Genomic DNA, 14,481 nt, shown 5'->3' with positions numbered 1-14,481 from the left:
CAGAAGAATAAGAGGGAGAAAATTCATGACTGTCACCCCCACCGAAATCGTCGCGCCGCCGCCGCGCCGGAAAATGAACATCCTGTTCGGCCTGACGCTGATCGGCCTGCTGATCTTCCTCTGGATCGTGCTTGGCGTCGTCACCCCGAGCTTCTGGACGCCGCTCAATATTTCGAACCTGCTGCGTCAGGGCGCGATGACGGCAATTCTGGCGCTCGGCCAGACCTTCGTCATCATCACCGCCGGCATCGACCTTTCGGTCGGCGCCATCGTCGGCTTCTGCACCGTCATCATCGCCTGGCTGCTGCAGGCGGGCGTGCCGGTCTGGGGTGCGATCGCGCTGACGCTGCTGATGGGTGTGGCGATCGGCGCCTTCCATGGCTTCGGCATCGTGCATATGGGCCTGCCGCCGTTCATCATCACGCTGGCAACCCTGACATCGCTGCGCGGCATCGGTCTGCTGATCACCAACGGCTCGACGATCAACATCACCAATGAGGGCTTCAGCAATTTCGCCCGCGCCGATCTGCTTAGTATTCCCAGCCTGTTCTGGATGGTCATCCTGGTGGCGGTCCCCTCCTTCATCTTCCTGCATCTGAGCCGCTGGGGCCGGTATCTCTTCGCGGTCGGTTCGAACGCCGAGGCGGCGCGCCTTTCCGGCGTCAACGTCAAGGGCATGATCTACCTCGCCTATATCCTGTCTGCCTCCTTCGCCGCCTTCGTCGGCGTGCTGCTCGCCTCGCGCATCGCCATCGGCAATGCGACACAGGCCGACGGCTGGGAACTGCAGGCGATCGCCTCCTCCGTCATCGGCGGCACCAGCCTGTTCGGCGCGGTCGGCTCGGTGCATGGCCCGCTGATCGGCGCCTTCATTCTCGCCACCATCAACAACGGCGCGAACCTTCTGAACGTCAACTCCTTCTGGCAGCGCATCATCACCGGTCTGCTGATCATCGTGATCGTGTTCTTCGACCAGCTGCGCCGCCGCCGAAGCAATTGAGCGACAAGAGACAGCCGGCCCCTCATCCGGCTGCCGCCACCTTCTCCCCGCTCGCGGGGAGAAGGGCAAATGCCGCAAACCTCTCCGTCCCCATTGACGTCGTGCAGGGCACGTCCCCTCGCCCCGTTTACGGGGAGAGGGTTAGGGTGAGGGGCAGCTATCCGCACGTACCGAACAGCAGTGGCACGACAGAGAGTAAAGAACGAAGAATGCGAGACCCGTCATGAAAGCAGTTCTTTGCCGGGAGCCCGGCGTGCTCGATATCGTCGAGCGTCCGTCACCTGCGGCTCCCGCCGCCGGCTGGGTGCGGCTTGCCGTCAGCCATGTCGGCATCTGCGGCACCGACTACCACATCTTCGAGGGCAAACATCCCTTCCTCGAATATCCGCGGGTGATGGGGCACGAGATCTCGGCAACAGTGCTGGAAGCGGGCGACGGCGTCACTATCGCGGTCGGAACGCCTGTTATCGTCAATCCCTATCTCTCCTGCGGGCAATGTGTCGCCTGCCGCCAGGGCAAGCCGAATTGCTGCACCAATATCAAGGTGCTCGGCGTCCATACGGACGGCGCCTTCTGCGAGGAGATTTCGGTACCGGCCGAGAACCTCTATGCCGCCAAAGGCTTAAGTCTCGAGGCGGCGGCGACGACCGAGTTCCTGGCGATCGGCGCTCATGCGGTGCGCCGTTCGACGACCGGTGCGGGAGCACGGGCGCTCGTCATCGGCGCCGGGCCGATCGGGCTCGGGGCGGCGATCTTCTCGCGCATCGCAGGCCATGAGGTGACGCTGCTCGATACCAGCACCGAGCGGCTGCAGATGGCATCCGAGCGTTTCGGCTTCACCTCCGGCATCGTTGCCAACGAGGCGACAGCCGAGGCCGTCCGGGAAAAAACCAATGGCGACGGTTTCGACGTGGTCTTCGATGCGACGGGTTACGGGCCTTCGATGGAGAAGGCCTTCTCCTTCGTCGCCCATGGCGGCGCGCTGGTGCTGGTCAGCGTCGTCAAGGACGATATCCGCTTTTCCGATCCCGAATTCCACAAACGCGAGATGATGGTAATCGGCAGCCGCAACGCCACCCGCGTCGATTTCGAGCATGTGGCGGATTCGATCGCCATAGGGCTGGTGCCGGTAGACAAACTCATCACCCACCGAACGACGCTTGCCGATGCGCCGCGCGATCTCGCGCGCTGGGCGCATGAGAAGAACGGGTTGATCAAGGCTGTGATCAGTATTGGTGGTTAGGGCGTTTCCAGCGAAAGCGTGACGTGATTTCCGTGCGCTTCGCGCCGGCGGCTGCCCCTCACCCTAACCCTCTCCCCGTAAAACGGGGCGAGGGGACGTGCCCTGCGAGAGCTGGGCGGGGGACGGAGAGGTCTCGACATATCCCCTTCGCCCCGCGAGCGGGGAGAAGGTGGCGGCAGCCGGATGAGGGGCAAGCCGCGGTCGCTAAACTCCCGCCTCAATCGCCTTGCGCATCTGCCGGACAATCGCGACATCGGTCTTGTTCGTGCTTTTCGCCTCGAAACCAAAAGCCACGGCGCGCGGATCGCGGCTTTCGACGGGCGAGCTGCAGGAACCATGTACTTCGCGGGCGCCGGTCGCCCGTAATATTTCACCGACATTGGCGGGGCGGATGCCGCTGCCCGGCATGATGGCGATCCGTCCGGCCGCCTTTGCCGAAATGCGTTTCAGCGTTTCGATGCCGTCGGCGGCCTTCAGGGCGCAGCCGGAGGTCAGGATGCGTTCGCAGCCGAGCTCGACCGCCTGCTCCAGCGCCTGGTCGGCATCCGGCACCAGATCGAAAGCGCGATGCAGCGTCGAGCCGAGGCCGGTCGCATGCGCCTTCAAACGGTGGATCAACGGCATGTCGAGCGTGCCATCCGGCCGGTTGGCGCCGATGACGACGCCGGCGAGACCTGCGGCGCGCACGGCATCGATATCGATCATCATCGCCTCCTCGTCTGCCCCATCGAAGATGAAGGGGCCGGCGTGAGGGCGGATCATCGCGTAAACCGGAATGGCTGCGCGGGCGGCGATCCGCATCAGGCTCGGCACCGGCGTCAGGCCGCCGAGCTCCAGCGCCGAGCAGAGCTCGATGCGCCCGGCGCCACCTTCGATCGCGGCGGCAAGGCCTTCGGCGCTGTCCACGCACACTTCCAGCAAGATCGTCACGCTGCAGTCTCCCCTGGAGCATGATGCCGAAAAGTGTCAGCGCTTTTCGTCGTCATGCTCGCCTTCTCTGATTTAACTCCGCCGCGGCTTAAGCCACGGCTGCGGTTTTGACGACCGCTTCCGACGTAATTCTCGCCGCCGCCTCGATGATCATTGTGCAGGCATCGGCGGCGGCTTTGCGATGGTTGAAGGCGACGTGATAGGACATCGGCAGATGCTCGTCGAGATCGACGATACGCACCTTGTCGGCAATCGGCATGGCGCTGACGCGGCCGAGAAAGGAAACGTAGCCATGGTTGGCGACGAGGTCGACGATCACGGGCAGCGAATCCGCCGCGGTGATATCCTGGCCGCGCAGGCGCCGGTTGGGCGCGCGTTCGTAGCTGAAGGCCATGGCCGCATGGCCGAGGCCGGTGCGCGGGCTGGGCATGCAGATCGGATGGCCGGCGACGAGATCGGCAACGCTGGTTCCGGTACTATCCGGCGGAGCGATCACCACCATCTCGGTCTGCAGCAGTTCGCGATGGCGGAAGTTTTCCAGCCCGAAGACCGAATCCAGGATCGCGACATCGATGCGGCCGCTCTTCAGCGCCTCGCGCAGATCGTCGGCGGTCATCGAGACCAGCGAAATCGCATTGTTGTCGCGGCGCACATTCCATTCCGAGACCAGCGAGCCCAGGCAGCGCGCCACCCAGCTTTCCGAGCCGGTCGGGATGATCGAGCCGATGCGCAGCGACCGGGCGGTGCGCCGATAGCGCTCGTCGGCCGATGATTTCAGATCGTTCCACGCCTGGCTGATCGCCATGAAGATCTGGTAGACGCGCCTGCCCTCTTCCGTCAGCACCGATCCCTGCGCCTGGCGCTCGAACAGGCGATGCCTCAGAAATTTCTCAAGATTGGCAAGCTGAAGCGAAAGCTGTGGCTGACCGAGGCGAAGGCGGCGGGCGGCCCGGTTGATGCTGCCCTGATCGGCCACTTCGAGAAACCGCTCCATCGTGACGATCTTGACGGGAATGCGGGACGTCCAGGCCTCGTCGATCTCGGCGCCGGCGCCGTCGTGGCCGGCCCATTGGCCGAGCTCACCGATCGCAGCCATGATCGGCTCCAGGCCTTCCAGCACCCTGCCGCTCGCAATCAGCGTCGCCAGCTCCCCGGAGGCGCGTTCCGTCAGTTTCATCGCCAGTTCGGTCTCGAGGTTATGGATTGCCGTCGAGACGGTCGAGGGCGACAGCTGGAAACACCGCGCGGTCTCGCGGACCGAGCCGGAGGTCAGGACATGGCTTGCAACGAACAGGGCACCAAGGTGCAAACGGCCGCCTCCGGAAAGCGCTGGAAAAACCGGACGATATGATGTGTTCATGAAAAAAGATATCCCTGCTTCCAAAGAGGCGGGCTATCGTTTCGTCATCAAAAAATCCGGGCGGCGGAAAATCCGCAGAATAGCACCGGAATACCGTGGAAACACGCAAGGGGACAAAAACAGATCGCGCCGGCCCTGGAAAAGGGAATGCATTTCCGCGCGTGGAGATGCATTCGCCGCCATAATCGTGCCGCGACCGCAAATACTGGAGGGGGCTTGCATCGCTTTTTCAGGCATGCACGCTATTTCCATCACGCACGCATTTCCGGCATGATGGCGGCCTCACCGCCTTCGCCGGCGGATTTCCTATGCGCAGGCCTCCCGCCCGGGGCTTGGGCCACTGCATAATTCCTTAAATCGGTATCGATTTAAGATAAAATTATGCAGCAATTCAAAGTGCTACAACGTCCTTGCACGTCCGAAAGACGTGCAGCGCTGTAGGTCAACGGTTTTTGAAAAAGGGGACTTTCCATGCTGAAGAAACTCGCACTTGCCGTTTCGCTCTCCGCCTTCGCAGCGGGTGCGGCCCACGCCGCCGACGTCGTCGTCTCGTCGAAGATCGACACGGAAGGCACGCTGCTCGGCAACGTCATCGCGCTCGCTCTTGAAGCGAACGGCATCAAGACGCAGGACCGCATCGCGCTTGGCGCGACACCGGTGGTGCGAAAGGCGATCACCGCCGGCGAAATCGACATCTATCCCGAATATACAGGCAATGCCGGCTTCTTCTTCAACAAGGCCGATGACGCCGCCTGGAAGAACATCGACCAGGGCTATGAGCTGGCGAAGAAGCTCGATTACGATGCCAACAAGATCGTCTGGCTGACGCCGTCGCCTGCCAACAACACCTGGGCGCTCGCCGTGCGCAGCGACGTCGCCGGCCCGAACAACTTGAAGAGCCTCACGGACTTCGGCAAATGGGTTGCCGGCGGCGGTGCCGCCAAGCTTGCCGCCTCCGCCGAATTCGTCAATTCGGCCGGCGCGCTTCCCGCTTTCCAGACGACCTACGGCTTTCAGCTGAAGCCCGACCAGATGGTCGTGCTTTCCGGCGGCGACACGGCGGCGACGATCAAGGCGGCCGCCGACCAGACGAACGGCGTCAACACCGCCATGGTCTACGGCACCGACGGCGCGATCGAAGCGGCCGAACTGACCGTTCTCGAAGACGACAAGAACGTGCAGCAGGTCTATGCCCCGACGCCGATCATCCGCGAAGAGGTGTTGAAGGCCAATCCGAAGATCGAGGAAGTGCTGTCGCCGATCTTTAAGAGCCTGACTGCCGACGAGTTGCGCAAGCTCAACGCCAAGATCCAGGTCGACGGCGAGCCGGCAAAATCGGTCGCCGAAGCCTATCTCAAGGAAAAGGGCTTCCTGAAGTAGTCATTGCCCGCTCCGCCCGATTACGGGCGGAGCCTCCCTTTGCTGATGGGATTGGGCTGAAAGGGTTGGCCAGACAGGATTGGGATTTCATGGAAGAAACCTTAGCGGTCCGCAAGCTGGACCGGCTCGGCGTGGTTCTGGTGGCGGGCGGCATCGCGGCGACAGCACTGATGCCCTTCATCTACGTGAAGGCGAACCGCATCGCCGCCGGCAAGCCGATGCTGCTGATGCAGCTTCTTCCCCAGCCCTCCGTGATCATCCTGACGGTGCTACTCATCCTCACCGCCTTCGCGACGCTGTTCCTGCGCCATGCAATCGTGCGGCTTGCCATCGCCACACTCTGCCTTGCGGCGCTGATCGTTGCGATCGGCCTCGTCTCGACCGCGGCAACGCCGCCCGGCAGCACGGTGGCGCGCATGACGCCCGGCGGCGGCTTCTGGGTGCTGTTTGCGGTGATCGGCCTCGTCATATCGGATGCGCTGGTGAAGATCCGCCTGGCGCCCTGGATGCGGATCGCAGCCCTTGCCGCCTATACGGCGCTGCTCTTCATCTCGCTCTCCTCCGGCCTGCTCGACAGCCTTTCGATCATGAAGGAATTTTCGACACGGGCCCCGCAGTTCGAGACCGAAGCGATCTCGCATCTGCTCTTGGCGTTCGGCTCGCTTGCCATCGCCATTATTCTCGGCCTGCCGCTCGGCATCCTCTGCTTCTGGGTGCCGAAGCTTCGCGCCATCGTGCTGCAGGGGCTGAGCCTCATCCAAACGATCCCCAGTCTGGCGCTCTTCGGCCTGTTGATGCTGCCGCTCGGTTACCTCGCCACCCATGTGCCGTTCGCCGCCGCCATCGGCATTCGCGGCATCGGCACGGCGCCGGCGTTGATTGCGCTGGTGCTCTATTCGCTGCTGCCGATCGTCGCCAACACCGTCGTCGGCCTGCAGGGCGTCGATCCCTCGGTGCGGGACGCCGCGGCGGGCATGGGGCTGACACGCTGGCAGATCCTGACCCGCATCGACATGCCGCTCGCCTTTCCCGTTATCCTGACCGGTATCCGCATCGTGCTGGTGCAGGCGATCGGCATGGTGACGATCGCCGCACTGATCGGCGGCGGCGGCTTCGGCATCTTCATCTTCCAGGGGCTCGGCCAGACGGCCATGGACCTCGTCCTGCTCGGCGCCGTGCCGACCGTCTTCTTCGCCTTCTCATCGGCCGTCATCCTCGATGCGGTCATCGAAAGCATCCGGGGATCTGCCGCATGACCATGATCGAGATCAGGAACGTCACCAAGCGCTATGGCGCCGCCACCGTCGTCGACAACGTCTCGATGCGTGTCGAGAAGGGCGAGATTACCGTCATCGTCGGCACGTCTGGCTCCGGCAAATCGACGCTGATGCGGATGATCAACCGGCTGGTGCCGATCACCGAGGGCGAGATCTTCGTCGGCGGACAGAATGTGATGGACGTTCCGGTGACCGAGCTTCGCCGCAAGATCGGCTATGCCATCCAGGGGCACGGCCTCTTTCCGCACCGGACCGTGGCGCAGAATATCGCCACCGTGCCGCAGCTCCTTGATTGGAATTCCGCGCGCATTGCCAAACGCGTCGAGGAACTGCTCGGGCTTTTCAATCTCGATCCGGCAAGCTTTGCCGACAAATATCCGCATCAGCTCTCCGGCGGCCAGCAGCAGCGCGTCGGTGTGGCCCGGGCGCTGGCGGCCGAACCGGAGCTGCTTTTGATGGACGAGCCCTTCGGCGCGCTCGATCCCGTCATCCGCGGCAAGGCGCAGGACGACCTCCTGGCGATCCAGAAGCAGTTCGGCACGACGGTTATTCTCGTCACCCATGACATGGATGAGGCCTTCCATCTGGGCAACCAGATCGCGGTGATGAGCGAGGGCAGATTGCTGCAATGCTCGACGCCGGAAAAGATCCTCACCGAACCCGCCGATCCCTTCGTGCAGCAATTGACCGGCACCTCCGACCGGGCGCTGAAGCTGATGTCGCTGCTGCCGCTGAAGGAAAGCATGGAGCCGGCCAAGAACGGTCTCGCCTATTCCCTGCCGCAATCGCTCAGTCTGCGCGATGCATTGGCCGAAATGATCTGGCAGGGGGTCGACGAGGCGGCGGTGCAGGATGCGCAAAAGGCACCCGTTGGTTCGATCTCGATGACGCGGCTGCTCGAACTGGGCCGCAAGGCATGAAGCTCGTCGTTGCCAATCTCTTCCGCCTGGCGGCGCTGGCTTTGCTGCTCATCCTGCTGTTCAGGACGGAGTGGCTTTCCTTCATTCTCACGCCGCTGACCAGCAACAATGCGCCTCCCGTCTATACGCAGAACAGCCTTGCTTCGCTGGCCGCCGGCCATCTGCAGCTGGTGATCGGCTCGATCGTTTGCAGCGCCGTGCTTGCCGTTGTCGGCGGCATCTTCGTGACGCGGGAGAGCGGGGCTGACTTCCTGCCGCTGTCGCGCGCCATCGCCAATGCGGGGCAGACTTTTCCGCCGGTCGCGGTGCTGGCGCTCGCCGTTCCCGCGACCGGCTTCGGCGCCATGCCGACGTTGATCGCGCTCTTTCTCTACGGCCTGCTGCCGATCTTCGAAAACACCGTCGCCGGCTTGAAGCAGGTTTCGCCGCAGGTTCTCGATGCCGCCGACGGCATGGGCATGAACGGCACGCAGCGGCTGTGGCGCGTCGAGCTGCCGCTTGCGCTGCCGCTGATCCTCGAGGGGCTGAAGGTCGCGACCGTGATCAATATCGGCACGGCGACGATCGGCTCGACGATTGCGGCCAAGGGCCTCGGCGAAGTCATTATCGCCGGGCTGATCTCCGACAATACCGCCTTCATCCTGCAGGGCGGCCTGATCGTCGGCCTGATGGCGGTGTTGATCTATGACGCTATGGGCCTCGTCGAAGCGGCGATCACCAGAAGAATCGGCTTGCGCGCGGCCTAAGAGGACGGGTACCAAGACTGCGGCGCTGGTAGGGCAATGGGAGGCAGACTTGGCGAAAATGATCCACTCCATGATCCGCGTTCTCGAGGAGGCGCGCTCCGTCGAATTCTACGAGAGGGCATTCGGCCTTTCGGTCGCCGACCGCGTCGATTTCGAAACCTTCACGCTGATTTACATGAGCAATGCCGAGACCGGCTTCGAGCTGGAACTGACCGTCAACAAGGGCCGGACCGCGCCCTACGATCCGGGCAATGCCTATGGCCATCTCGCCGTCTCCGTCGAAGAGGTGGCGGTCGAGCGCGAGCGGCTGTCGAAGCTCGGGCTAAAGCCCGGTGAACTGGTGGAGCTCAACCGCGACGGCAAGCTCTTCGGCCTGTTCTTCTTCATCAGCGATCCCGATGGCTACAAGATCGAGGTGCTGCAGCGCCACGGCCGTTTTCTCTGAGGCATCTGGCCGAACCACCGATACGTTCCAAACCACAGATAATCCCACAGCTTCAAGCGGCATGCATCAGGAGCCCGCCATGATCGAAAAGACTGCGCTCAATTCCGGCTGGACGCTCTCCTGTAACGATACAGCAATGCCCGGCCTGCCGGCTGCAATACCCGCGACGGTGCCGGGCTGCGTGCATCTCGACCTCCTCGCCAACCGGCTGATCCCCGATCCCTATATCGACGTCAACGAGATCACCAATGACTGGATCGGCAAGACCGACTGGACCTATCGCTGCAGCTTCGAGGCGATGCCTGGCGATGGCAGGGTGCAGGAACTGGTCTTCGACGGGCTCGATACGGTTGCGGTGATATCGCTCAACGGCGAAGAGATCGGCCGTACCTTCAACATGCACCGCACCTATCGTTTCGATGTTTCGGCACTGCTGAAGGCCGGCGCCAACGAACTCACCGTCACCTTCCGCTCCGCTTACGCCTATGGCGCGGAAATGGAAAAACATTACGGTTACCGCCCCAACAACTATCCGGGACCGGGCAATCTGATGCGCAAGATGGCCTGCAATTTCGGCTGGGACTGGGGGCCGACGCTGGTAACAGTGGGCCTCTGGAAGCCCGTCCGGCTGGAAAGCTGGCACCGGGCGCGGCTTGCCGAAACCAGGGTGTCGGCAACACTTGCCGGCGGCGACGGGCTGGTGAAGGTGCATGCCCGGTTGGCACGGCATGGCGACAAGAGGCCGTTGAGGCTCGTCGCCGAAATCGGCGGCGTGACCACAACGGTGGCCATTCGGCCTGACGAAGACGCCGTTTCCTTCGAGCTTGCCCTCCCCTCGCCGCAGCTCTGGTGGCCGCACCATCTCGGCGCGCAGCCGCTCTACCCGATGGCCGTCAGGCTCATCGACGATGCCAGCGACGATGTGCTCGACAGCTATCAGCGCGAACTCGGTTTCCGTTCGCTGCGGCTCGATACTTCGGCCGACGAGCATGGCTCGGCCTTTACCTTCGTCATCAACGACGTACCGCTCTTCATCTGCGGGGCGAACTGGATTCCGGACGATTGTTTTCCCTCGCGGGTGACGGCCAAGCGTTATGCCGCGCGGATCGAGGAGGCAAAGGCCGCCAATATTCACATGCTGCGCGTCTGGGGCGGCGGCATCTTCGAGGCCGACGAGTTCTATGAGGCCTGCGACCGCGCCGGCATGCTGGTCTGGCAGGATTTCCTCTTTGCCTGCGCCGCCTATCCCGAGGAAGAGCCGCTCAGAAGCGAGGTCGAGGCAGAGGTGCGCGACAATGTCGTGCGGCTGATGCCGCATGCCTCGCTCGTCCTCTGGAACGGCAATAACGAAAACATCTGGGGCTTCGACGAATGGGGCTGGCGGCCGATCATCAAGGCGGGCGAAAGCTGGGGGCTTGGCTACTATCTCGACCTGCTGCCGAAACTCTGCGCCGAACTCGATCCGGACCGGCCCTATTATCCCGGTAGTCCCTATTCCGGCTCGATGGAGATCGAACCCAATGCCGACCGCCATGGCTGCAAACATATCTGGGACGTGTGGAACGATGTCGGCTACGAGATCTACCGCAACTATATCCCGCGCTTCTGCTCCGAATTCGGCTGGCAGGCGCCGGCCGCCTGGGCGACCATCGAAGAAAGCGTGCACGACGCGCCGCTGACGCCGCAATCAAACGGCGTCTTCCACCATCAGAAGGCGACGGAGGGCAATGACAAGCTGATCCGCGGCCTCTCCGGCCATCTGCCCGAGCCGAGGACGATGGACGACTGGCACTTCGCCACCCAGCTCAACCAGGCGCGCGCCATCCGCTTCGGCGTCGAGCACATGCGCTCGCATCGCAATATCTGCAAGGGTGCGGTGGTCTGGCAGTTCAACGATTGCTGGCCGGTGACCTCCTGGGCCGCCCTCGATTCCGCCGGGCGCCGCAAGCCGCTCTGGTACGCGCTGAAGGCGGCCTATGATCCGCGCCTGCTGACGATCCAGCCGCGCGGCAGCGGACTTGCGGCGGTGGCCGTCAATGAACGAACGCTGTTCTGGCGGGCGAAGATCGGCGGCAAACGCATGAAGCTCGACGGCACCGTGCTTGCCGAATTCGAATTCTGGCGCCTGCTCTGCGACCGTTTCGAGGCAAAGGAATTTCCGCTGCCCGAGGATATCGTTACCGCCGACTTACCGAAGGACGAGGTGATCGTCGTGCAGATGCTGGACAGGCGGGCCTTCCATTATTTCGTCGAGGATATCGAGCTTGCCTTACCAGCACCGCGGCTGACGGTCGATGTCGTCGGGATCGATGGCGGGTACGAGGTCAAGGTAACGGCGCAGAATTTCCTGAAGGATCTCTGCCTGATGGTCGACCGGCTGGATCCGGAGGCCGTCGTCGACACGATGCTGGTGACGCTGCTGCCGGGCGAGAGCCATGTGTTTACTGTGAGGACGGCAAGGGCGATTGAAGCAGGTGACATTGTCGTCGGCACCGTATTGCGCTCGGCCAACGATCTTGTTGTCGGTTCGCGCTAATGGGCTGCCCCTCACCCTAACCCTCTCCCCGTAAAAAACGGGGAGAGGGGACGTGCCCTGCGAGAGGCTGGCGAGGGACGGAGAGCTTACGGCATGGTCCCTTCGCCCCGTTTACGGGGAGAAGGTGGCGGCAGCCGGATGAGGGGCGCGAGCGACGACGTTTGTCGCCAAACACCAAAAAGGCCCCGCATCCGCGGGGCCCTTCCAGCTCGGCCTATCGGACGACGTTACATCCAGTAGGGCGGCACGCCGTAGTAATCATAGACCCGGCGGCCATTGTCGTTGTACCAGGTGTCGTCATCGTCCGAATAGCTCGGGGCGCCTTCGATCTGTTCCTTGGTCAGGTCGATGCGATAGCCATCCAGCTGGGTGTCGTAGTTCAGCTTTTCCCAGGGAAGCGGATAGTGATCGTCGCCGATGCCCAGGAAGCCGCCGAAGCTCAGCACGGCATAGGCAACGCGGCCGTCGCGCTTTCCAATGATCAGCCGTTCGATCGAGCCGATATGCCTGCCATCGGCGCCATAGACGCGGGTGCCTTCGACACGGTCGCTGGCGATCAGCGACGGTGTATCCTTGACATTCGGGTCGCGGCGATTGGCGTCGGTATCCTGGTTCAACATTGTGCACCTCCTTCTTGGTGTTCCTCATGATGAGTGTGCAGGATCAACGCCATGGCGAACGCAAAGTTCCCACTCTTCCCAAGATCGCGCGACACCACAATGTTGACGTTTACGTCAAGGTTAGTATAGCGTCATTCGGCTTGAACCGTTCAAGCAATGGCATAAGCTGCCGGACTGGAAGATGGAGGATGCTTCTGGTCGATTGCCGGCTCGGCGCCGGCGGTGACAGCAAGGGAGAGAGGACAAAGATGAACAGCATTTCCGTCCATCCGAACGGAGCCAAGCCCGACAAACCGTGGCTTGCCGCCTATCCCGATATCGTTCCGGCAGAGATTCCGCCGCTGGAATATGCCTCGCTTACAGAACTGCTCGAAAAGTCCTGCGCCCGTTACGCCGACCGGACCGCCTTTTCCAGCATGGGCAAGGCGATGCGCTATCGCGAGCTGGAGAGCCAGACGCGCAAGGTCGCCGCCTGGCTGCAAAGCACCGGCCTTCAGAAGGGCGACCGCGTCGCCGTGATGATGCCGAACGTGCTGCAGAACCCGATCGCGACCTACGCCATCCTGCGCGCCGGCCTCGTCGTCGTGAACGTCAACCCGCTCTATACGCCGCGCGAACTCGAACACCAGTTGCGGGATTCCGGCGCCAAGGCGATCTTCGTGCTGGAGAATTTCGCCCGCACCGTGGAGCAGGTCCTCAACAAGACGGATCTGCGCCATGTCGTCGTCACCTCGCTCGGGGAAATGCTGGGGCCGAAGGGGCTGATCGTCAATTTCGTCGTGCGCAAGGTGAAGAAGCTCGTTCCCTCCTGGTCGATCCCACAGCACAAGAGCTTCGGCCAGGTGCTGCGCGAAGGTGCGGGAAAAGAGCTCCAGCCGGTCACGCTTGCGAGTGGCGATATCGCCTTCCTACAATATACCGGCGGCACGACGGGCGTCGCCAAGGGCGCGGTGCTGACGCATGAAAACCTGCTCGCCAACAAGCTGCAGCTGTCGCTCTGGCTGCGATCGGCCTTTGAGCGCAAGAAAGAGCCGGAGGTGCTGAATTTCCTCTGCGCCCTACCGCTCTACCATATCTTCGCGCTGACGGTGAATTCGCTGATGGGCATGTCGCTTGGCGCCCATAATATCCTGATCGCCAATCCGCGCGACATTCCCGGCCTCGTCAAGGAATTCGAAAAATCGAAGGTGCATATCTTCCCCGGCCTCAACACGCTGTTCAACGCGCTGATGAACAATGCCGATTTCGCCAAGCTCGACTTCTCCTCGCTGATCATGTCGCTCGGCGGCGGCATGGCCGTCCAGCGCCCGGTCGCCGAACGCTGGCTGAAGATGACGGGCACGGCGGTGACGGAAGGCTACGGCCTTTCCGAGACATCGCCTGTTGCCACCGCCAACCGCTTCGATTCGCCTGAGTTCACCGGCACGATCGGACTGCCGCTTCCCTCCACCGACCTCGATATCCGCGACGAGGAGGGCAATTCACTGCCATCAGGCCAAGTCGGCGAGATCTGCATCCGCGGGCCGCAGGTGATGGCGGGCTACTGGCAGAAGCCGGAAGAGACGGCGCGGGCGATGACCAATGACGGCTACTTCCGCACGGGCGACATGGGTTTCATGGACGAACGCGGCTATACCAAGATCGTCGACCGCAAGAAGGACATGATCCTGGTCTCAGGCTTCAATGTCTATCCGAACGAGATAGAGGAAGTCGCCGCCATGCATGCCGGCATTCTCGAGGCCGCGGCCATCGGCGTGCCGGATGGACATTCGGGCGAGGCTGTGAAGCTCTTCGTGGTCAGGAAGGATCCGAACCTGACGGAAGCCGAGGTGAAAGCCCATTGCATCGCCAACCTCACCAACTACAAACGCCCGCGCTTCATCGAATTCCGCACCGAGCTGCCGAAGTCGCCGGTCGGCAAGATCCTGCGCAAGGACCTGCGCGGCTGAATCTGACGATTTGGAGCCTTTCCTAAATTGGCCATCCGCTCGCCGCGGGTGGCTTTTTCTATTTTGGCAGGTGGC

13 protein-coding genes are annotated in these 14,481 nt (G+C 62.7%); 10 read left to right on the top strand and 3 right to left on the bottom strand.

Annotation, left to right across the window (positions count from 1 at the left end; translation table 11 throughout):
* The first annotated feature begins 25 nt into the window (after window positions 1-25).
* Both V8P77_RS05655 and V8P77_RS05650 read left to right on the top strand, forming a co-directional pair.
* On the top strand, window positions 26-1,000 hold the full coding sequence (locus V8P77_RS05655) for an ABC transporter permease (RefSeq protein WP_025393012.1): 975 nt from the start codon (window positions 26-28) through the stop codon (window positions 998-1,000).
* Window positions 1,001-1,223: 223 nt separating this feature from the next.
* Window positions 1,224-2,243 (top strand): zinc-binding alcohol dehydrogenase family protein, encoded by a 1,020-nt coding sequence (locus V8P77_RS05650; protein ID WP_335911176.1) that lies wholly within the window; start codon window positions 1,224-1,226, stop codon window positions 2,241-2,243.
* A gap of 204 nt (window positions 2,244-2,447) precedes the next feature.
* Here the strand turns inward: V8P77_RS05650 and V8P77_RS05645 are convergent, their stop codons facing one another.
* The gene (locus V8P77_RS05645) at window positions 2,448-3,173 is read right to left on the bottom strand and encodes a copper homeostasis protein CutC (RefSeq protein WP_335911175.1); all 726 of its coding nucleotides are present in this window, start codon (window positions 3,171-3,173) and stop codon (window positions 2,448-2,450) included.
* 88 nt (window positions 3,174-3,261) lie between these two features.
* Entirely contained in the window at window positions 3,262-4,482 is a 1,221-nt protein-coding gene (locus V8P77_RS05640; RefSeq protein WP_335911201.1) for a LysR family transcriptional regulator, read from the bottom strand.
* 49 nt (window positions 4,483-4,531) lie between these two features.
* Between V8P77_RS05640 and V8P77_RS05635 the strand changes: the two genes are divergently transcribed.
* From V8P77_RS05635 to V8P77_RS05605, 7 genes are all read left to right on the top strand, one after another.
* Entirely contained in the window at window positions 4,532-4,807 is a 276-nt protein-coding gene (locus V8P77_RS05635; RefSeq protein ID WP_335911174.1) for a hypothetical protein, read from the top strand.
* A gap of 197 nt (window positions 4,808-5,004) precedes the next feature.
* Window positions 5,005-5,913 carry a glycine betaine ABC transporter substrate-binding protein OsmF gene (gene osmF, locus V8P77_RS05630; protein ID WP_077977455.1) on the top strand — a complete coding sequence of 303 codons (909 nt, stop codon included), beginning with the start codon at window positions 5,005-5,007 and terminating at the stop codon, window positions 5,911-5,913.
* An 89-nt stretch (window positions 5,914-6,002) separates the two neighbouring features.
* Window positions 6,003-7,169 (top strand): ABC transporter permease, encoded by a 1,167-nt coding sequence (locus V8P77_RS05625; RefSeq protein ID WP_335911173.1) that lies wholly within the window; start codon window positions 6,003-6,005, stop codon window positions 7,167-7,169.
* A complete protein-coding gene (locus V8P77_RS05620; protein WP_335911172.1) occupies window positions 7,166-8,110 on the top strand; it encodes an ABC transporter ATP-binding protein in 945 nt (314 codons plus the stop codon). The genes V8P77_RS05625 and V8P77_RS05620 overlap by 4 nt, the downstream gene beginning before the upstream one ends.
* Complete coding sequence (locus V8P77_RS05615) at window positions 8,107-8,856, top strand: ABC transporter permease (RefSeq protein WP_335911171.1); 750 nt, start codon at window positions 8,107-8,109, stop codon at window positions 8,854-8,856. Before V8P77_RS05620 ends, V8P77_RS05615 begins: the two co-directional genes overlap by 4 nt.
* A 49-nt stretch (window positions 8,857-8,905) precedes the next feature.
* Window positions 8,906-9,301: a VOC family protein gene (locus V8P77_RS05610; protein WP_335911170.1), complete on the top strand. Its 396-nt coding sequence runs from the start codon at window positions 8,906-8,908 to the stop codon at window positions 9,299-9,301.
* 79 nt (window positions 9,302-9,380) lie between these two features.
* Entirely contained in the window at window positions 9,381-11,837 is a 2,457-nt protein-coding gene (locus tag V8P77_RS05605; protein ID WP_335911169.1) for a glycoside hydrolase family 2 protein, read from the top strand.
* Window positions 11,838-12,064: 227 nt separating this feature from the next.
* Here the strand turns inward: V8P77_RS05605 and V8P77_RS05600 are convergent, their stop codons facing one another.
* Window positions 12,065-12,457 (bottom strand): PRC-barrel domain-containing protein, encoded by a 393-nt coding sequence (locus V8P77_RS05600; protein WP_168283781.1) that lies wholly within the window; start codon window positions 12,455-12,457, stop codon window positions 12,065-12,067.
* Window positions 12,458-12,705: 248 nt separating this feature from the next.
* Between V8P77_RS05600 and V8P77_RS05595 the strand changes: the two genes are divergently transcribed.
* Window positions 12,706-14,406, top strand: coding sequence for a long-chain fatty acid--CoA ligase (locus V8P77_RS05595; RefSeq protein ID WP_335911200.1), 1,701 nt, complete (start codon window positions 12,706-12,708; stop codon window positions 14,404-14,406).
* The last annotated feature ends 75 nt before the right edge of the window (window positions 14,407-14,481 follow it).

The organism is Rhizobium aouanii, from assembly GCF_037002925.1.
GTDB classification, from domain to species: domain Bacteria; phylum Pseudomonadota; class Alphaproteobacteria; order Rhizobiales; family Rhizobiaceae; genus Rhizobium; species Rhizobium aouanii.
The sequence above is the reverse complement of the archived record's forward strand: the minus strand, read 5'-3'. Positions and strand labels throughout refer to the sequence as shown.

Coding starts and splice junctions, on each gene's coding strand:
- V8P77_RS05635 (WP_335911174.1), top strand. CDS start 4,532: ATGAAAAAAGATATCCCTGCTTCCAAAGAGGCGGGCTATCGTTTCGTC.
- V8P77_RS05615 (WP_335911171.1), top strand. CDS start 8,107: ATGAAGCTCGTCGTTGCCAATCTCTTCCGCCTGGCGGCGCTGGCTTTG.
- V8P77_RS05595 (WP_335911200.1), top strand. CDS start 12,706: ATGAACAGCATTTCCGTCCATCCGAACGGAGCCAAGCCCGACAAACCG.
- V8P77_RS05600 (WP_168283781.1), bottom strand. CDS start 12,457: ATGTTGAACCAGGATACCGACGCCAATCGCCGCGACCCGAATGTCAAG.
- V8P77_RS05650 (WP_335911176.1), top strand. CDS start 1,224: ATGAAAGCAGTTCTTTGCCGGGAGCCCGGCGTGCTCGATATCGTCGAG.
- V8P77_RS05625 (WP_335911173.1), top strand. CDS start 6,003: ATGGAAGAAACCTTAGCGGTCCGCAAGCTGGACCGGCTCGGCGTGGTT.
- osmF (WP_077977455.1), top strand. CDS start 5,005: ATGCTGAAGAAACTCGCACTTGCCGTTTCGCTCTCCGCCTTCGCAGCG.
- V8P77_RS05605 (WP_335911169.1), top strand. CDS start 9,381: ATGATCGAAAAGACTGCGCTCAATTCCGGCTGGACGCTCTCCTGTAAC.
- V8P77_RS05620 (WP_335911172.1), top strand. CDS start 7,166: ATGACCATGATCGAGATCAGGAACGTCACCAAGCGCTATGGCGCCGCC.
- V8P77_RS05655 (WP_025393012.1), top strand. CDS start 26: ATGACTGTCACCCCCACCGAAATCGTCGCGCCGCCGCCGCGCCGGAAA.